The organism is Carnobacterium sp. GW821-FHT04C06, from assembly GCF_059420345.1.
Window position 1 is genome coordinate 343,012 of sequence record NZ_JBWKTN010000005.1, and the last position, 17,391, is coordinate 360,402.

16 protein-coding genes and 13 tRNA genes are annotated in these 17,391 nt (G+C 35.0%); 3 read left to right on the forward strand and 26 right to left on the reverse strand.

All coding sequences use genetic code 11. From position 1 onward, the window contains the following. Window positions 1-2: 2 nt before the first annotated feature. The 9 genes from AC07SW_RS11060 to AC07SW_RS11100 all read right to left on the reverse strand — a co-directional run bounded on the left by AC07SW_RS11060 (window position 3) and on the right by AC07SW_RS11100 (window position 8,428). Complete coding sequence (locus AC07SW_RS11060; RefSeq protein WP_034570660.1) at window positions 3-842, reverse strand: YitT family protein; 840 nt, start codon at window positions 840-842, stop codon at window positions 3-5. 26 nt (window positions 843-868) lie between these two features. Continuing rightward, window positions 869-1,981 (reverse strand): M20/M25/M40 family metallo-hydrolase, encoded by a 1,113-nt coding sequence (locus tag AC07SW_RS11065; protein WP_119907807.1) that lies wholly within the window; start codon window positions 1,979-1,981, stop codon window positions 869-871. Between the two features lie 189 nt (window positions 1,982-2,170). Then, window positions 2,171-3,349, reverse strand: coding sequence for an MFS transporter (locus tag AC07SW_RS11070; RefSeq protein ID WP_494632880.1), 1,179 nt, complete (start codon window positions 3,347-3,349; stop codon window positions 2,171-2,173). Then, a complete protein-coding gene (locus AC07SW_RS11075) occupies window positions 3,336-4,148 on the reverse strand; it encodes a Cof-type HAD-IIB family hydrolase (protein WP_119907805.1) in 813 nt (270 codons plus the stop codon). The genes AC07SW_RS11070 and AC07SW_RS11075 overlap by 14 nt, the downstream gene beginning before the upstream one ends. A gap of 1 nt (window position 4,149) precedes the next feature. Further along, window positions 4,150-4,785 (reverse strand): sugar O-acetyltransferase, encoded by a 636-nt coding sequence (locus tag AC07SW_RS11080; RefSeq protein ID WP_494632881.1) that lies wholly within the window; start codon window positions 4,783-4,785, stop codon window positions 4,150-4,152. A gap of 24 nt (window positions 4,786-4,809) precedes the next feature. Further along, window positions 4,810-5,808, reverse strand: a complete 999-nt coding sequence (locus tag AC07SW_RS11085; RefSeq protein WP_494632882.1) for an ROK family protein — start codon at window positions 5,806-5,808, stop codon at window positions 4,810-4,812. Window positions 5,809-5,969: 161 nt separating this feature from the next. After that, window positions 5,970-6,887 (reverse strand): DUF5692 family protein, encoded by a 918-nt coding sequence (locus AC07SW_RS11090; RefSeq protein ID WP_494632884.1) that lies wholly within the window; start codon window positions 6,885-6,887, stop codon window positions 5,970-5,972. A 99-nt stretch (window positions 6,888-6,986) separates the two neighbouring features. Then, window positions 6,987-7,541: a TetR/AcrR family transcriptional regulator gene (locus tag AC07SW_RS11095; RefSeq protein ID WP_034570677.1), complete on the reverse strand. Its 555-nt coding sequence runs from the start codon at window positions 7,539-7,541 to the stop codon at window positions 6,987-6,989. An 80-nt stretch (window positions 7,542-7,621) separates the two neighbouring features. Next, window positions 7,622-8,428 carry a GNAT family N-acetyltransferase gene (locus tag AC07SW_RS11100; RefSeq protein ID WP_494632885.1) on the reverse strand — a complete coding sequence of 269 codons (807 nt, stop codon included), beginning with the start codon at window positions 8,426-8,428 and terminating at the stop codon, window positions 7,622-7,624. A 267-nt stretch (window positions 8,429-8,695) separates the two neighbouring features. On the opposite strand from AC07SW_RS11100, the gene AC07SW_RS11105 reads away from it, so the two are divergent. The 3 genes from AC07SW_RS11105 to AC07SW_RS11115 all read left to right on the forward strand — a co-directional run bounded on the left by AC07SW_RS11105 (window position 8,696) and on the right by AC07SW_RS11115 (window position 10,977). After that, window positions 8,696-9,535 carry a Cof-type HAD-IIB family hydrolase gene (locus tag AC07SW_RS11105; RefSeq protein WP_119907801.1) on the forward strand — a complete coding sequence of 280 codons (840 nt, stop codon included), beginning with the start codon at window positions 8,696-8,698 and terminating at the stop codon, window positions 9,533-9,535. 100 nt (window positions 9,536-9,635) lie between these two features. Continuing rightward, window positions 9,636-10,487 (forward strand): MurR/RpiR family transcriptional regulator, encoded by an 852-nt coding sequence (locus AC07SW_RS11110; RefSeq protein ID WP_463684896.1) that lies wholly within the window; start codon window positions 9,636-9,638, stop codon window positions 10,485-10,487. 91 nt (window positions 10,488-10,578) lie between these two features. After that, the gene (locus AC07SW_RS11115; protein ID WP_119907799.1) at window positions 10,579-10,977 is read left to right on the forward strand and encodes a VOC family protein; all 399 of its coding nucleotides are present in this window, start codon (window positions 10,579-10,581) and stop codon (window positions 10,975-10,977) included. A 77-nt stretch (window positions 10,978-11,054) separates the two neighbouring features. Here AC07SW_RS11115 and AC07SW_RS11120 read toward each other — a convergent pair whose 3' ends face one another. The 17 genes from AC07SW_RS11120 to AC07SW_RS11200 all read right to left on the reverse strand — a co-directional run bounded on the left by AC07SW_RS11120 (window position 11,055) and on the right by AC07SW_RS11200 (window position 17,389). After that, complete coding sequence (locus AC07SW_RS11120) at window positions 11,055-12,521, reverse strand: glycoside hydrolase family 1 protein (protein ID WP_494632887.1); 1,467 nt, start codon at window positions 12,519-12,521, stop codon at window positions 11,055-11,057. A gap of 95 nt (window positions 12,522-12,616) precedes the next feature. Further along, the gene (locus AC07SW_RS11125; RefSeq protein ID WP_494632889.1) at window positions 12,617-14,515 is read right to left on the reverse strand and encodes a beta-glucoside-specific PTS transporter subunit IIABC; all 1,899 of its coding nucleotides are present in this window, start codon (window positions 14,513-14,515) and stop codon (window positions 12,617-12,619) included. A 147-nt stretch (window positions 14,516-14,662) separates the two neighbouring features. Next, on the reverse strand, window positions 14,663-15,505 hold the full coding sequence (gene licT, locus AC07SW_RS11130) for a BglG family transcription antiterminator LicT (protein ID WP_494632890.1): 843 nt from the start codon (window positions 15,503-15,505) through the stop codon (window positions 14,663-14,665). 213 nt (window positions 15,506-15,718) lie between these two features. Beyond that, the gene (locus AC07SW_RS11135) at window positions 15,719-15,949 is read right to left on the reverse strand and encodes a hypothetical protein (RefSeq protein ID WP_494632891.1); all 231 of its coding nucleotides are present in this window, start codon (window positions 15,947-15,949) and stop codon (window positions 15,719-15,721) included. Window positions 15,950-16,069: 120 nt separating this feature from the next. Further along, a tRNA-Leu gene (locus AC07SW_RS11140) sits at window positions 16,070-16,153 on the reverse strand. A gap of 38 nt (window positions 16,154-16,191) precedes the next feature. After that, window positions 16,192-16,262 (reverse strand) — tRNA-Cys (locus AC07SW_RS11145). A 25-nt stretch (window positions 16,263-16,287) separates the two neighbouring features. Then, a tRNA-Gln gene (locus AC07SW_RS11150) sits at window positions 16,288-16,359 on the reverse strand. 10 nt (window positions 16,360-16,369) lie between these two features. After that, a tRNA-His gene (locus AC07SW_RS11155) sits at window positions 16,370-16,442 on the reverse strand. A gap of 41 nt (window positions 16,443-16,483) precedes the next feature. Next, window positions 16,484-16,556: transfer RNA gene (locus tag AC07SW_RS11160), tRNA-His, on the reverse strand. Window positions 16,557-16,571: 15 nt separating this feature from the next. Beyond that, window positions 16,572-16,645: transfer RNA gene (locus AC07SW_RS11165), tRNA-Trp, on the reverse strand. Window positions 16,646-16,671: 26 nt separating this feature from the next. Continuing rightward, window positions 16,672-16,755: transfer RNA gene (locus AC07SW_RS11170), tRNA-Tyr, on the reverse strand. A 5-nt stretch (window positions 16,756-16,760) separates the two neighbouring features. Continuing rightward, window positions 16,761-16,836: transfer RNA gene (locus tag AC07SW_RS11175), tRNA-Phe, on the reverse strand. A gap of 29 nt (window positions 16,837-16,865) precedes the next feature. Then, window positions 16,866-16,939 (reverse strand) — tRNA-Asp (locus AC07SW_RS11180). 66 nt (window positions 16,940-17,005) lie between these two features. Then, window positions 17,006-17,078: transfer RNA gene (locus AC07SW_RS11185), tRNA-Val, on the reverse strand. Window positions 17,079-17,089: 11 nt separating this feature from the next. Beyond that, window positions 17,090-17,161: transfer RNA gene (locus tag AC07SW_RS11190), tRNA-Glu, on the reverse strand. 12 nt (window positions 17,162-17,173) lie between these two features. Continuing rightward, window positions 17,174-17,263 (reverse strand) — tRNA-Ser (locus tag AC07SW_RS11195). Window positions 17,264-17,315: 52 nt separating this feature from the next. Next, window positions 17,316-17,389 (reverse strand) — tRNA-Asn (locus tag AC07SW_RS11200). Window positions 17,390-17,391 lie beyond the last annotated feature (2 nt).

Sequence of the window (17,391 nt, forward strand, 5' to 3'; positions counted from 1 at the left end):
ATTTATCCTAATGGCTGATATGTGAACTCTAACCCATGAACTTCTGAAACATTATAGGCAATTACAAAGGCTTTACTATCGACCTCATTAATCAACTTTAATAGTCCAGGATATTCTTGATTATCCATCACAATCATCAACATATTTTTTTCGGTTCCCGTATACCCACCAGATACTGAAAATACCGTAATTCCACGATTACTATTTGCTTGTAAAACCAATTTTATAGCTTCGATGTGGGTTTCACTCATAATCATAATCGCTTTTCTTCTCTTCAAACCAGTTTCAATGTAACTCATGACAATCGACGTAATTACAATTGATAAAATGGCATATAAGAATTCTTCCACACCAAACACAAAAATATTGAATAGTACGATAATAGCATCTGTAAACAGTAACCCCACCGAAGTATTTAAGCCAAAGTACTTTTTAAAAATCAAAGGAGGAATCGTTGTCCCACCACTTGACGCTCCAATTTTATAAAGTATGGCAACGCCAACTGCAAATAATGCGCTTCCAAATATAACAGAGAGCAAACGATCTTGCGTAACCATTACTTCCGGTACGACAGCTAAGGAAAGGGGCAACAACATACTCCCTATTACCGTACGGATAAAAACAGTATTTCCTAAAAAAAAGAAGGTTAAAATTAACATTACTACATTTAATACTAAAACGACCAGTGCTCGATCAATACCGAATGCCTGCTCAGCTAAAATTCCAATTCCACTAACACCACCAGCAGCTATATGATGAGGTGCTAAAAACATATTAATGCTCACACCTAAAATCGCAATTGCTAGTGTAACAATAGGAATCTGCTTCATCGTATTTTTCATATTATTCACCTCTTTCTTAAGGAAAGCTACTCTACTTCTTTCACTAATTGAACCGCTAATTCGACTGCTTTTTCTAATTCATCAATTGGCAAATACTCATCCAATGTATGAATTTTTTCATAACCGATAGATAAATTGGCAACTTCTTTGCCTTTACTATTAAAGACATTGGCATCACTTCCGCCACCACTAACATCATAATTGACTTGACAGCCTATTTTTTGAAGTGCTTTAGCAGCTAACTTGACTGTAGTATGTTCTGGTGTTAAGCGATAGCCTGTTGATTTTGTATCCTGAGTAATTGTAACCGAACCTCCCATTGCGGCTGCAGTATCTTCAAAGGCCGCCACCATCGCTTCCACTTGTGTAACACACGCCTCGTGAGAAATCGAACGCGCTTCAGCAGTAATTTTTACTTCATCCGCAACAATATTACTCGCAACACCCCCATTAATTGTCCCAATATTTGCAGTTGTTTCTTCATCTAAGCGACCTAATTTCATTTTAGCAATCGCAATACCTACGATTTCAATAGCAGAAACACCTTTTTCAGGCTCTAATCCTGCATGGGCCGTTTTACCTTTAATTTCAACATCTAAGCCCATTAAGGTTGGACTGGCAACCGTAATACTTCCAACCGGTCCTCCGTTATCTAAGACAAACCCAATTTCTGACTCCAAAAGAGTGCAATCAAACGCATTTGCTCCAACAAGACCTATTTCTTCACCAGGAGATAAAATAAATTCTAGTCCACCATGAGGAATAGCTTCCTCTTTTATTCGTTGAATTAACTCCAACATTACTGCAATTCCCGCTTTATCATCTGCTGCTAAAATAGTTTCACCTTTTGAATAGAGGACATTGTCTTTAATGATAGGTTCAATGCCAACCCCTGGACTAACGGTATCCACATGACAAGAAAATAATAGCGACGTGCCATCATGCTTCGTTTTTGCTAATCGACAAAGTAAATTATTCGCTCCTAATCCAGTTTGTTCCTTTGTTTGATCTTCATAAACCTCTAAGCCTAAACGTTCAAATTTTCCTTTTAAAAAAGCTTGAAAAGGTCCTTCCTTTTTAGATTCTGAATCCATTTTTACCAATTCAATAAAGGTTTCCACTACACGCTTTTTCTCCATTTTACTTCCCCTCCACTCTAAATCCCTCTCCTAGATAAAAATACAGATTTCGTTATTTTTTCACATATAACCCTATAAATTTCAAAAGAAAAAAAATTATTATTTGTTATTTATTATAATTTTAATCGTTTTTTAATCTGTTGGCAAATTTAACCACTTTTAAAAAAAAACGACTGATAATGGAACTTATCAGTCGTTTTTCACACGTTTCAATTGTATCAATCTTAAAGAAAGAATCCCACCAATGATAAAAGCAAAGCCACCTGCTAATCGAATAATCATAGAAGCTGAATCTATTCCTATCAAAGCTCCAAGACCATTCCAAAAAAAGGGCGTAACTAACTGACTTAACGTCATTGAAACTGAAATCAAAGCAGTTGACAGCGTCAGCAACGAGCGAGGGGAGATTTGATTCACTTTTAAAATAATATACGGGCCTGTAAACGAATAAATAAAATTGAAAAAAATGGCCCAAAAAGCAATCATAATACCAGACCTGGACAGACTGATAAATAAAATACTCATACCCGCTAGCAAATACCCCAGAGGCAATAATTTATGTCGAAAAAGAACAAAAGCTCTTCCAAATAGAAGACCTGCAACTAAACCGCCTATATTCATTAAACTTAATACTAAACTTGCAGGATTATTTTTATTCAATCCTCTTTCTGCAAATATAAGCGGCATTTTCAACTGGACAATCCAAATAATTAAAAATGTAAAAAAACAGAGCACAATCAAGAATAGAATCTCTTTATTTAATTTAATGGATGTTTTACTAGATTCTGTTTTAATTAAAAATCCATCCTGAGATACTGGCGGTTCAGGAATATTGAACGTTACAAATAGATAAACTGGAATAATCAATAGATAGACTAAAAAGGAGACGTTCCAGCCATGTTTTAATAACATACCACTAAAAAAAATCAACAAAGCGTTCCCCAGTGCCATTGTCCCTAATTGGTAACCAAGTAAATTGGCACGCTCATCCCCTTCAAAAAACATACTAATAAGACTAATGGCTAACGGTGTGAACAAACCGATACCCACACCAAATACCAAACGCATAATTAATAGCGCCGTAAAATTAGTTATAAAAAAAGGAGTAACTCCGCCTACAAGAGCAATCATTAAACCTAGCTGAACCGTCTGTTTATTCCCAATTTTCTTTGCAACAAAACTACTTAATAAAGTGAAAATTAAAATTGTTAGGCTTGGAAGTGTGACTAAACTTTCAATCAAAGACTGCGGTACATTGGGGTAACTAGACTTTAAAACGGGTAAAATTCCAGTGATTGCTGTTGCTGAACCGGTTAGTAGAGACATACTTAATAGCGATAGCTTAAAAATCGGTTTATTTTTTTTCATCACCCAACTCCAGTAATTCTTCTACTATTTTTAAAACCCCCTCCTCTTCATTAGAAGGTGCACTATAGTTAGCCGCATGTTTAACTGCTTGACTGCCATTAGCCATTGCATAACTAAAGGCTGCTTTGCGTAACATTTCAACGTCGTTGCCTCCGTCACCAAAAGTGGCCAGCTCCTCATCTAAAATCCCCCATTTTTTTTGCAGAATTTCCAAACCATTTGCCTTATGAAAACCTGGTATAATTAAGTCTAATTCGCCATGACCACTTGAAACAGCTACGAATTTACCTTGGAACTCTTTATTTAAATGCACTATTAATTTCTCAGTTTCTTCTTTGGGTACAGATAAAGCAAACTTAAAAAAAACATCCTCTTCTAGCTGAGTTAAATCCGTGACTGTCTTTAAACGATGATAGAACTTTTTGCTAGTTTGTTTAAAGTCCTCAGACTCCTTTTCACCCACATAGGCACTCTTGCGACCGCATAAAAGCACTTGAATTTGTGGAGATTTTCTTAAAAATGCGAGCATTTCATGAACGAGTGGCTCTTCAAACTTTCCACAAAATAATTCTTCTTTTTCACTAATGACTAGCGCTCCATTTTCAGCCACAAAAGAAATTTCATCACTTATTTCTGGGAAAAAGGATTTTAATTGATAATATTGATTGCCACTAGCTACTACAAATTTAATTTCTTTACGCTTCATTTCCCGATAAATTCTTTTAAATCGTGAACGGTTATACTCCTTATTTTCATTTAAAAAAGTACCGTCCATATCTACAGCAACCATTTTAATCATCCTATAATAACTCCTTTTTAGCTTTTTTTGACTCTAACCAATACTCTTCCTGTAAATTTTCCCAATACACTTTATCGTTTTCATCAATTGCTCTTATAACACGACAAGGATTTCCAGCTGCTACTACATTTTTAGGAATGTCTTTTGTTACTACTGATCCAGATCCTATTACAACATTATCCCCAATTGTTACACCTGGATTGACCGTTGAATTTCCTCCAATCCAAACATTGTCTCCAATTTTAATCTGCTTGCCCAGTTCCAAACCTGAAATTCTCACTATAGGATCAATAGGATGACTAGCTGTAAACAGAGCTACTTTTGGACCAAACATCACATTATTTCCAATTGAAACCTTCGCTACATCCAAAATAACACAATCAAAATTGGCATAAAAATGATCTCCAATTGATATATGCTGACCATAGTCACAATGAAATGGTGGCTCAATGTGATACTTTTCTCCTACTTTACCTAAAAGCTCTTTTAACAAAATCTTTCGATAATCAGATTGTTCTTCTGTCGTACCATTAAAAAGTCTAGTCAGTCGACGAGATTTTTTCACATCTTGACCAAGTTCTTCATCATTGGCTATATATAAATCTTCTGCTAGCATTTTTTCTTTTTCCGTTCTCATTTTTCCAGCTCCTGCCTTTTATTTTTATTCTGCTGACTCTATTAATTCAATTCCCTGTATAATCAAACCCTTTAAATAGTCTTGACTAAACGTGACCGAACTGGCAATTTCAGGCAACTCAATATATGGGAAAACTTCGGCTAAATTTTCTTTAATAGGGACCAACTCTTCTTGAGAAACAATACGCTCATTTGTATAAATAATAATTTTATCAGGGTCATACATGCTGATAATAGTTTGAATTACATCTTGAATATTTTTATTAAATTCTATTTTATCGAGCAATCCCATTTCCCAGTCAACAGATAACGGCAAATGTTTGATCTCACCTGCAAGTCCATTGCGTCCTTTAAAAATCTTCCCATTTATTAAAATACTCGCACCTGGCGGAAAATCATCAGGATAGTAAATGCCCACTAAAATTTCATGCTTGACTGGCAACCAGTCAGCATAACCTCGAACTGCAGTATTGATATCGTTTTCAATTCCAACTGGCAAATGAAAAACTTCTTGTAATTCTTTTCGGACATTCAAATTCAGCAATGGTGGAAAGTCCAAGATTTTTAACTCTCCATGAATTTCAACTCCTGGTATTCCTAACACTATTCCACCAATTTTAGGAAATTTATCTAGAAAAGAACTCACATATTCTTTAAATCCAGCCCAAGACAATGAACTCCCACTAATTTCTTCTTCTGATACTATTTCTCCAAATAAATCGGTTACATGAAATAAAAAAACAAATTTGTGATTTTTTTCAATTAATTGAATAGCTAATAATAATTTAAATTCAGCATTATACTCATAAGAAACTGCACGTCTACCACCCGTTGCTACTAATTTTTTTGCTTCTTTGATTTCGTCTCTTTCAAGTAACCAAGTAACTAACTTATTAATCGTCACAATACTCAGGCCACTTTGTTTTGCTATTTCACGTTGCGATAAGGGACCATTTTCTTTGATTACAGTTTTTAAAAACATGAGATTATTTTCTTTTACATTTTGTGGTTTACTAGCTTTCACCTAATGCCCTCCTTTTATCTCGAAACTTTATTAACTACATTTAAAATGTTAACACAACAAAATAGCATAATCAACAAAACTTTATAAACATAGTTTAAAAATCATCTTTTTATTAAAAAAAATCTATCGATAGAGAATTCTCTATCAATAGATTTTTTAATTTAACTATTTTCTTTAATCACTTCATCAGAAGCAGCTAATCCATCATAAACAGTTTGAGTAAATGGATTGCGTTTGTATTTGGTAATACGGTAAACATGATAAACTAATACCGCAATATTCACTGCTAATGCAATTCCACTAACCGTCATCAAGGCTCCATCCGAATGGGTGGATTGAACAGCAAATTTTGAACTTGTGACAAATTCAGGGAAGCTCATAGTAAACATCATCCAAAAAGCTAATGTATGAGCACGATGTTGCAACCAAGCTCCTTTTTTGATAAAGAAGGCTGGAATCGTACAAGAAATTAATAACGCTGCTCCTGCATAAAATGAATGATCCCCAACACAATTATAAACATAAGCAAAATTCCAAACATCGTAAGCAATAATCCAAAACCATAATTGATCTGGCCAAATCATATCTTTTTGTTTGTCTTTGCTGATAATAATTCCAAACCAACCAGAAATCGTTACAATATTGATGATTCCAGCAATGCCATTCATAATATTCCAAGGTCCACCGTTCATAAACACGCCATCTACCATGCCATGTAAACTGGCTACTTGAAAATCACGAATAACCGCTTCACAAATATTAAAAGCTAAAATAAAAGCAGGGAAAGCTAGCGCCCATTTGTTGCTTTGCAAACTCTTGATATGGCGCAAAGCTAAAAATCCTATGCAGCCAGCCAACGCTGAATAAACTTTCACCCAATGGAACCACGTTCCAGTACTTGAGCCTGGTCCAGCCGTTGTTGGCCAAACAAATACCGTTAAAATAATCGGCAACGCAATAAATAAAATAAGAGCTACATACTTGTTGCTACGTGCAAATTCATTTAAAATCATAAGACCTGCAACAACCGCAATCCACATTAAAAAATCAACTAATGTGACATCTTGAAATAAAAACATTTTCCTCCAACTCCTCCATAAAAGTAACTTAACTACACTCCTATTATGCAGGGATGAAGGCGTTTTAATCTATAGGCAATGTCAGTGATTTGCCCAAATTTACACCGTTTGATTCTTTTTTACACATTTTAAAATGGCGCCATTCATCATTGTTTCTGTCCGCAGTAAAATGTCTTCTTTCGGTTCATTTAAATTATTTTTTAACCATTGTGTAATTTGTGCTACAAGTGCCCAACCATAAAAATGAATAATTTCTTGTTTTAACGATTCAGGCAATGTTGGTTTGATTTCATCAATCACTCCAACTAACATTTGCGAAGCCACAGTAAATAAAAAGTTTTCCAATAAATCTCTTCCCAACGAACGAGAGGTATTTAAACAAAAGGATTTATTCGCCAAAACGTAATTCAATAACATCTCATAGCCTTTATGCCAATTACGAAGATGCTGATATTCAGACAGTCCATTTACAATTTCATGATCGTAAATCCATTCCACAAGTTGATAAATATCTGAAAAATGATAATAAAAGGTATTTCGTGTAACATGAGCTTCTTCTGTTAGTTCTTGAATTGTAATTTTATCTAGCGGTTTTTTTAACATAATTGCTTTAAGGGAGGTTGCTAAAAGTTTTTTTGTTTGGTCTTTTGCCAAGAAAAACACCACCTTATTTTTATAAACTTACGAATCTCTAATATAAATCTATCCTAGCTTAGCTTCACATAGGAGGATCATTAAATTTTTTTACTATATTGATGTTGGGATAGTACTTCACTAAAACCATTTATCACTAAACTTTGCGTTGTTGGTTCATCAGCTACTAAATTGCTTCCAATCCATTTTTGAGGAGCATATGTTATTTGAAATGCACTTAAGACGCTTTTTATTTGTGTATGAGCCTCTTCAAGTTCTAATTGATGAAACACCAAACACTCTTCTTTAACACTCACGACAGCATAGCCTGCCAAGTTTTTATCCTGATAAATCCCTATACAATCATAGCCATGAATTGATTTATTTTGCCAAAGAGTCGTGTTATCTTCTATTATTCCGATTTTCTCTAGCGTTTCAACTTTTTTTATCTCATGGTGAGTTTTCAGAGGATACACTTCTTGACTTTCTAACACTAAGACTTTACATAATGGTACAAAACCAAATTTTTGATAAATTAAAATAGCTCGGTCATTTCCATCAATTGCTTCAAGATACAACGTTTCAGTGTTTCTATTTTTAGCAGTAATTTCAAATTCATGTAGCAGCTTAACAGAAAGTTGTTGACCACGAAATTTTGAATCAACAGCCATTCCACCTAGCCAGGCGATCTTCTCACCAGAAAAAACACCTTCTCCATGAAGATAAATCCCTGCCGGTTGATGATCTACAAAAAGTATTTTACTTAATTCTTGCGAAATAGATAGACTAGATAAGCGATGATCCAACTGTTCTTGTGTCATATGAATGGGAAACATATAATCTGAAAAACCATTATTCCAAACTTCGGTTCTTTCTCTTGCGGAAACATTCTTATAGCTTCTAAACACAATCCCACCCCTTTTATACTCTTTACCTTAATCATACTCGATTCATGCTGGAAAACATAGACTTTGATAATGAAATTTTATCGCCTAGCTAAGTTTATTATAAAGTAATTCATGAAAAAAAAAGATCAGTTTTTCAACTGAAGCACGTCATTATTGAGAAAAATCTTTCAAAATCAATCAATCTGCTTATTCTTATGCCAGTTTCCTTTATAATAAGTTTAAATAGGACAAATTCTATTGAAACTAAAACTAAATGGAGGAACGATCATGGATGTAAAAGCAATTGTTTTAGATATCGATGGCACACTTTTAAATGATGACAAAAAACTAACGAAACGAACAAAAGAAGCCTTAATTAGCGCTCAAAAAAAAGGAATTAAAGTTGTACTTGCCTCTGGCAGACCTACCCCTGGCATGTGGAAATATGTAGAAGAATTACAAATGATTCACTATAATGGCATGCTAGTTTCTTATAATGGAGCTCATGTTATTGACGTTGCCACAAAAAAAGAATTGTTTAGTCAACCTCTTTCAATTGAAACGAGTCAACAAATTTTAGAACACTTAAAACAGTTTGATGTACTTCCAATGATTGCTAAAGATAATTATATGTATGTCAATAACGTTTATAATGGTCTATTACATTTAGACTCTCAAATGGGATTATTCAATATCATTGAGTATGAGGCAAGGGGTGGTAATTTCCAATTATGCGAAAAAAATGACTTAGCTGCTTTTGTTGATTTTCCATTGCATAAAATTTTAGTAGCCGCTCAACCTGAATACTTAAATAAAAATTGGGAAAAAATCTTAGCTCCCTTTAAAAACACTGTCAATGGCGTATTTTCGGCACCAATGTATTTTGAATTTACAGATCAAGGAATTGATAAAGCTTATGCAGTAGATAAAACTTTACTACCTTTAGGCATTCACCCTGAACATATTATTTCATTTGGTGATGGTCATAATGATTTATCTCTAATTCATTATGCTGGCATGGGAGTTGCTATGGGAAATGCTGTGGATGAATTAAAAAATAGTGCAGATAAAATCACCTTAACCAATAACGAAGATGGCATTGCAGCAGCATTAGCTGAATTACTTTAAAAATAAGAGATAAGATTTTAGCATCTTATCTTTTTTGCGCTTAAGAAGGGAAAGTAGTTTATACTAGAATTAAACTACCGGAGAAAGGTTTGGTCTACCAATGAATTTTCTTTTAAAACTCAAAACATTATCTTCCCTTACAACAAGTGAAAACGTACTTGTTCAATTTATTTTAACAGCTCCAGAAAAAGTGATTTACCTGTCACCAAAAGAACTTGCAGAAGCCTCTTTTGTTTCTATTTCTACCATTTATCGTTTAATTAACAAACTAAACCTCGATGGGTTAAATGACTTAAAACTAGAACTCGTCAAATATTTAAATGCCCATACGTCTGACCCAATTATTGATATTAATTATCCTATTTCCTCAGAAGATACTAATTTTTCCGTCATGAAAAATTTGCAACTGGTTTATGAACAAACCGTGCAATCAACCATTGATACGAATGAAATTGAAAGCCTAATGCTAAATCGTACCCTATTACAAAAGGCTGAAATAATTGATATTTATACGACTTCAGCGAATATATTTTTTGCCGAAAATTTTAAATTTCAAATGCAAGAAATCGGAAAAACAGTCAATGTACCAAAAGACAACTACACTCAGCATTTAACCGCCGCAAATAGTACTCCTAAACATTTAGCCATTATTGTTTCATTTGAAGGCCGAGGTGCGAATATTCCTGAATTATTTGCAATCTTAAAAAGAAATAAGTGCAAAATCTTGCTCATTACATCAAAAAATAGTCCCTTGCTTAAGGAGCCAGTTGATAGTACTTTTCTTTTTTCTTCTCTTGAAAACCACTACCATAAAATTTCATCCTTTTCTACAAGGATGTCACTAATGTATCTTTTTGATATTCTTTATCTTAGCTATTTCAACATAGATTATGAAAAAAATATCGCGTATAAACTAGCAAATTATCAAAAAATGAACCCTCACTTAATTTAAGAGATTAAGTGTACTTATTTTTTGACAAAAATGCTCCTTCATGAGATGCTTTGTGCGTAATCAACTTTACAAAAAAGAATGGGGGATTTTTATGTCAACGATGGTCTTTGTTAACTTTCCAGTATCCGATGTGAAGCGCTCTACTGAATTTTATGAGAAGTTAGGCTTCACCAAGAACGAGGCTTTTTCGAATGAAACAAGCAGTTCAATGGTTTGGGATGAAAATTTTTGGATTATGCTACTAAGTCATGATTTTTATCGTCAATTTATTAATGGGAAAGAAATTGCAGATGCCAAAACTACCAGTGGTACACTTGTGGCCTTTAGTCTAGAAAGTGCCGATGCTGTTAGAAAATTCGCTGAAACAGCAAAACAAAATGGTGGAAACTACTACAAAGTTGAGATGGGAATTCCTGAAGATCAAATGTTTGGTCTTGAAGTGCAAGACCCCGATGGAAATATGCTAGAGCCAACCTGGATGTCTATATAAATAAAAACGCCCCAAAAAGAACTTTTCTTTTTGGGGCGTTTCTTGTATTTAATTGTAGCAAAATTTTCAATCAACTCTTAATTATTTTCTAACTTTTCACCATTTGTTGCAATAACTTGTTTGTACCAATTAAAGGATTTTTTACGACTTCGCTTTAAGGTTCCTTGACCATGGTCGTCTAAGTCAACATAGATAAAGCCGTAGCGTTTTTTCATTTCACCGGTACCCGCAGATACAAGATCAATACATCCCCAAGGCGTGTAGCCGATTAAATCGACCCCGTCCAAATCAATCGCATCCTTCATTGCTGCAACGTGTTTTTTAAAATAATCAATTCTGTAATCATCGATAATTGCCCCATCACTTTCGACCGTATCGACTGCACCAAAACCGTTTTCGACTACAAATAGTGGGATATTGTAGCGATCGTATAATTTACTTAATGAAATTCTCAAACCTAATGGATCGACTCCCCAACCCCAATCAGATTCTTCTAAATAAGGATTTTTCACTGCTGGCATTTGATTTCCACCTACAAATTTCACCTTATCAGGATTGGCAGAAGATACGGTTGACATATAATAACTAAAACCAATATAATCCACCGTTCCTTCTTTTATCAGTTCATCGTCTCCTGCTTCTTTTTTAATCACTACCCCTTCACGCTCAAATTGTTTTAGCTTATGCGCTGGGTAATAACCCTTCACTTGAACATCAATATAGAATTCTTGCTCACGATTAAACTGAACGGATTCCATCACGTCTTCTGGTCGACAAGACATTGGGTAACTTGGAATATAAGCAACCATCATCCCAATTTGAAAATTAGAGTTTATTTGATGCCCTAACTTAACTGCCTTCGCACTAGCAACAAACAAATGATGTGCAGCTTGATACTTTCCTTGAAGACTGCTATCATGAATCCCAATTTGCGTCCAACTTCTTAAAAAATTAATTTCATTAAAAGTCATCCAGTACTTCACTTTATCTTTATAACGCTTAAATATCGTTTCACAGAAAAATAAAAAGTAATCAATCACTTTACGATTTGACCACCCATCAAGCTCATCTGCTAAGTACATAGGGATATCAAAATGATTAATCGTAACAACCGGTTCGATATTGTATTTTAACAACTCATCAAATACTGCATCGTAAAAAGCTAATCCTTCTTCATTGACTTCATCCGTTCCTTTAGGACAAATCCGTGACCAGTTAATCGAAAGACGGAAACATTTAAATCCCATTTCAGCAAATAAAGCAATATCTTCCTTATAATGATGATAAAAGTCCGTTGCAACATGACTTGGATAATACTGTTCTGGATCAATATAACCAATTGCTCCTGCTGGTAAAGACTTTTCTCTCGTAACAGATTCAATCTTGCCCTCTTTTGTTTTGTAAGTAATTTTTCTTGGTGTCGTATGACTACCACCTGTAATCGCATCTAGGGTACTCGGTTCTTTCCCCCCAGATAAATAACCACCTTCATATTGGTTGGCCGCTGTAGCTCCGCCCCAAAGAAATTTTTTAGGAAATCCCATTGTTCAATCGCTCCTTTTAAATTTATTTTTTACTCTTTTATTTAAGCGTGTATGTCAATAATTGACTCACCAACATACACGCTCACTCGTTACATTTAAATTAACGCAGTAATCAAATCATCATTTAAATTAATTTCTTTTTGTTGAGGTTCTAAAATATCCAAATAATCATCACTATTCGTAATAATAACTGGAATTTCTGTACTAAATCCAGCTGCTTCAATTGCTTCTTTATCAAAGGTAACTAGTGTTTGACCACGTGTCACTTTGTCTCCTTGCTTTACAAATGTTTCAAAATACTTTCCTTCTAGTTGAACTGTATCAAGTCCAATATGAATCAATAACTCCATTCCATTATCAGAAATTAGACCAATTGCGTGCTTTGTTGGAAAAACAGTCATAACAGTCCCATCAAATGGGGCTACTACTTTTCCATTTTCAGGTGAAATCACTACCCCTTTACCTAATGCACCTGATGAAAAAGCATCATCTTTTGAGGTACTTAGTGACGCAACCGTTCCTTTCACAGGAGATGTGATAATGTCTTTATTCATCACTTTTGGAATTTCAATTTCTATTTCTTCTTCTACCACATCATCTTTCCAAAAGAAGAACGTTAATATAAAGGCTACTACAACAGCAATAACGATACCGATTGCCCCATTTACAACACCACTAGCATCTTCCCCGTTGATAAAGTTTAAAATACCAAAAATCCCCAAACCGCCCATTGTATAGGAAGTAACTTGATTTAACATTAAATACAAACCACCTGCTGCGGCTCCTACCATTGAGAAAATAAACGGTTTTTTCTTTGGTAACGTGATTCCATAAATCGCCGGTTCCGTTACACCAAAGATGCCTGAAATAATTGCTGGTGGACATAGGGCTTTTATTTTTTTATCTTTTAATTTGAAGAACATCGCTGCGACAACAGCTGTTTGAGCAAAGCTTGCTGCAAATGAAGCTGTTAACACTTGACTAAAACCTTCTTGCGTAATTTGCATAATAGCCAAAGGCACAACGCTCCAGTGTAAACCAAAGATAACCAAGACTTGCCAGAAAAATCCAAGAATAAGACCATATAATGCGGGTGAAAAAGACATTAATCCTTGGAATCCGCTACTTAGTAAATCAGTTAAGATACTGATAATTGGACCAATTACTAAAAATCCAATTGGTAAAGCAATTAATAAGACAAAAAATGGCACTAAAAATGTTTGAACTACTTCAGGAATAATTTTTTTAAACAACTTTTGAATTTGAGCAGCAAAGGCAATAATAAAGATTACAGGCACAACGCTACTTGTATAGCTACCGCCTACCCAAGGAATTCCTAAAAATGTATCATAAGCGGGTAATCCCAATAAACTATAAGGAGCTGCCGCACCAGCGCCAGCAGTGCTTTCGAAAACAGCTTGCAGCGCACTTCCTTGAACAGCCGGATAACACAACGCAGACCCAATCACAATTCCTACCATTGGATGCAATTTAAATTTCTTAGCTGAAGTGTAACCCAAAATAACAGGCATAAAATAAAAGATTGCATCCCCAATACCATTTAACATCGTATAGGTTCCAGATGTGTTTGAATATAGCTTTAAGAAAACCAATAAAGCATTAAATCCTTTTACCATCCCAGCTGCTGCTAAAGCGCCTAAAAAAGGTTGAAAACAGCCACTTAAAATATCGATTAAACGATTAAAAATACTTCCGCCAGATGGTTCTTCTTCAGTATCACCAGACAAACCTGCAATACTAACTACCTCTTCATAGACAGCAGGAACGTGATTGCCAATGACTACTTGGTATTGTCCACCACTCTTCATAACGGTTACAACGCCATCCATATTTTTTAAAATGTCATCATTTGCATTACTTTCATCCTTCAACTTAAAACGCAATCTTGTAATACAATGTGTTAAGCTATTAATGTTTTCTTTTCCGCCTACATTTGCTACAATTTTTTCTGCTAACTCATGATATTTTCCCATTTTTATTTCCTCCAATAATTAATAAAATAGTTTAATTGAAGGTTTAGCCAACTGAATGTCACTATCCAAATGTTTCATGTCTTTTTCAATTTCTACTTACCTTACCTGCTAGCTTTCTGACCTCCCTTTTTTAATTTTATATTATGACTAGCCATTCTTTTCAACAATTCTTGCAATATGAATGGTTAGGTATAAACGTTCATCAGTGGATGTTTCATAATGATAATTGACTGCTAAAAATTCAGCAATTTTATCGACACATTGATAGGCATTCCAATACTTTTTTCGTACAATATCTAACAAATCCTCATCAGTCTCATTTTTATAAGGTTTATTGGACTGCATTCTCGAAATAAAAAATCGTAAATGTGTAGTAAATCGATAAAAATAGACCGAATCTTCATCAATGGTGATTTTAAAATAATACGTAATGATATTCATAATATCCTGGATAATTTTGGTTAAATCGTACATATTGTTCATTTCATAATTTCCAGTTTGAGCATTAACTAAATGCAACGCAATAAAGCCTGCTTCGTCTTCTGGAAGATCAATGTCATAATATTCTTTTATTTTTCCAATCATTTTCATGCCAATTTTAAATTCCTTAGGATAGAAACGTTTAATGTCCCAGAGTAATGCATTGCGAACTTGCAGTCCATTTTTCTTTCGTTCCATAGAGGTAAAAACATGATCTGTTAAGGAGATGTAAATAGAATCATTCAGTTCCACTTCTAATATTTCTTTACTGTAATCAATAATTTGGTCAACTATTGCTAAATATTCGATAGGCAATTCTAAGAGCAGCTCTTGAAATTTTTGTGACAATTCATCGCTACTTAATCGATAAACCTTGTCAATTTTATCCTTTTCAATTTTCTGCCCAATTTTTTTGCAGTAAGCCAAGCCACGTCCCATAATAATAATCTCATTTCCATAGCGATCTTTTGTTATCACAACATTATTATTTAGAATCTTTTCTATTAGCATTTCTTTCACACCCCGCCTTTCATGAAAAAAACCCAATACACCTTCATAGTCAAAGAAGTTTTCACCCCTTACTATAAACGTTGTATTAGGTTTAGCTTGCCGAAACAATCACTATCCATATGTTGTATGTAAATCCTATTTATACTATATACATTAACATTGTAAGCGCTTAATGTCAATCCTTTCTATAAATAACTCCTTATGAATGAAATTCTATTTTTCATTTCCTCTTTTAAAATTTCTTGTGAATTTAGTAAGAATTAATTGTATTTCATCTTGATTTACAGCTAGTTCTATTTTACTTTTAACTTTCACAAATTCTTTTCCCGTTATAATTTTAATATGTTTTCTATGCCAATATATCATCATTTTATTATCTTTAATGACACTATAGTCAAAAGGCGTTTCTTTAAAACTATTTCTCTTATCAATTGATTTAATCATTTTCTCCTTCTTTCCTTCATATTTATGATTGCTGTACTAAAATACTGGTTAATTGATTATATTATAACAAAAAATAAAAAAAGCACCAACGAATCGTTAGAAACGTTGGTACTACTAGTATACCGGCGGCCGGGGTCGAACCGGCACGCCCTTGCGGGCACAGGATTTTGAGTCCAGCGCGTCTGCCAATTCCGCCACGCCGGCATAATTAACAAAAAGCTAGTATTTTTAAACAATGATAAAGGCGGTAACCGGATTTGAACCGGTGATGAAGGTTTTGCAGACCTCTGCCTTACCACTTGGCTATACCGCCATCATTTAAAAATATTAATAAAAAACTGGGCTAGCTGGATTCGAACCAACGCATAACAGAGTCAAAGTCTGTTGCCTTACCGCTTGGCGATAGCCCAATAATACAAAGGCGACTGATGGGGATCGAACCCACGCATGGCGGAACCACAATCCGCTGTGTTAACCACTTCACCACAATCGCCATCATAAAAATAGAAAATAATAAAATAAAAATACCTTAAAGGCGACTGATGGGGATCGAACCCACGCGTGGCGGAACCACAATCCGCTGTGTTAACCACTTCACCACAATCGCCATAACAATAAAAAATGGCAGGGGTAGCAGGAATTGAACCCACACTAATGGTTTTGGAGACCACTGTTCTACCTTTAAACTATACCCCTGTATTAAATTAAAAAACATAAAAAAATGGTGGAGGGGGGCAGATTCGAACTGCCGAACCCAAAGGAGCGGATTTACAGTCCGCCGCGTTTAGCCACTTCGCTACCCCTCCAAAAATGGTGGCGCGGGACAGAATCGAACTGCCGACACATGGAGCTTCAATCCATTGCTCTACCAACTGAGCTACCGAGCCATACTAGGGAAAAAATTAAACTATTAAAGCGGTCTGGACGGGACTCGAACCCGCGACCTCCTGCGTGACAGGCAGGCATTCTAACCAGCTGAACTACCAGACCAAAATACTATTTTTTATATCACATTTATATTTTTTAATTGTGTCAAACACTATGATTAAAAAATAATGGAGGTTAACGGGATCGAACCGCTGACCCTCTGCTTGTAAGGCAGATGCTCTCCCAGCTGAGCTAAACCTCCAGATAAAACTATGACCCGTACGGGAATCGAACCCGTGATACCGCCGTGAAAGGGCGGTGTCTTAACCGCTTGACCAACGGGCCTATTTATTGATACGGAGAGTAAGGGATTCGAACCCTTGAGACAGTTTTCACCGCCTACACGATTTCCAATCGTGCTCCTTCGGCCAGCTCGGACAACTCTCCAGATTCATTTAAATCTCAATACAACTCAATAACACCATAGAAAACTATGTAACTCCGCAAGTAGGACTCGAACCTACGACATCATGATTAACAGTCATGCGCTACTACCAACTGAGCTATTGCGGAAT

What these genes read in the sequence shown, in the direction of transcription:
- AC07SW_RS11135 (WP_494632891.1), bottom strand. Translation starts at nt 15,949, where the DNA reads ATGATTAAATCAATTGATAAGAGAAATAGTTTTAAAGAAACGCCTTTT.
- AC07SW_RS11105 (WP_119907801.1), top strand. Translation starts at nt 8,696, where the DNA reads ATGGATGTAAAAGCAATTGTTTTAGATATCGATGGCACACTTTTAAAT.
- AC07SW_RS11080 (WP_494632881.1), bottom strand. Translation starts at nt 4,785, where the DNA reads ATGAGAACGGAAAAAGAAAAAATGCTAGCAGAAGATTTATATATAGCC.
- AC07SW_RS11120 (WP_494632887.1), bottom strand. Translation starts at nt 12,521, where the DNA reads ATGGGATTTCCTAAAAAATTTCTTTGGGGCGGAGCTACAGCGGCCAAC.
- licT (WP_494632890.1), bottom strand. Translation starts at nt 15,505, where the DNA reads ATGCTAATAGAAAAGATTCTAAATAATAATGTTGTGATAACAAAAGAT.
- AC07SW_RS11060 (WP_034570660.1), bottom strand. Translation starts at nt 842, where the DNA reads ATGAAAAATACGATGAAGCAGATTCCTATTGTTACACTAGCAATTGCG.
- AC07SW_RS11110 (WP_463684896.1), top strand. Translation starts at nt 9,636, where the DNA reads ATGAATTTTCTTTTAAAACTCAAAACATTATCTTCCCTTACAACAAGT.
- AC07SW_RS11115 (WP_119907799.1), top strand. Translation starts at nt 10,579, where the DNA reads ATGTCAACGATGGTCTTTGTTAACTTTCCAGTATCCGATGTGAAGCGC.
- AC07SW_RS11125 (WP_494632889.1), bottom strand. Translation starts at nt 14,515, where the DNA reads ATGGGAAAATATCATGAGTTAGCAGAAAAAATTGTAGCAAATGTAGGC.
- AC07SW_RS11070 (WP_494632880.1), bottom strand. Translation starts at nt 3,349, where the DNA reads ATGAAAAAAAATAAACCGATTTTTAAGCTATCGCTATTAAGTATGTCT.
- AC07SW_RS11075 (WP_119907805.1), bottom strand. Translation starts at nt 4,148, where the DNA reads ATGATTAAAATGGTTGCTGTAGATATGGACGGTACTTTTTTAAATGAA.
- AC07SW_RS11090 (WP_494632884.1), bottom strand. Translation starts at nt 6,887, where the DNA reads ATGTTTTTATTTCAAGATGTCACATTAGTTGATTTTTTAATGTGGATT.
- AC07SW_RS11065 (WP_119907807.1), bottom strand. Translation starts at nt 1,981, where the DNA reads ATGGAGAAAAAGCGTGTAGTGGAAACCTTTATTGAATTGGTAAAAATG.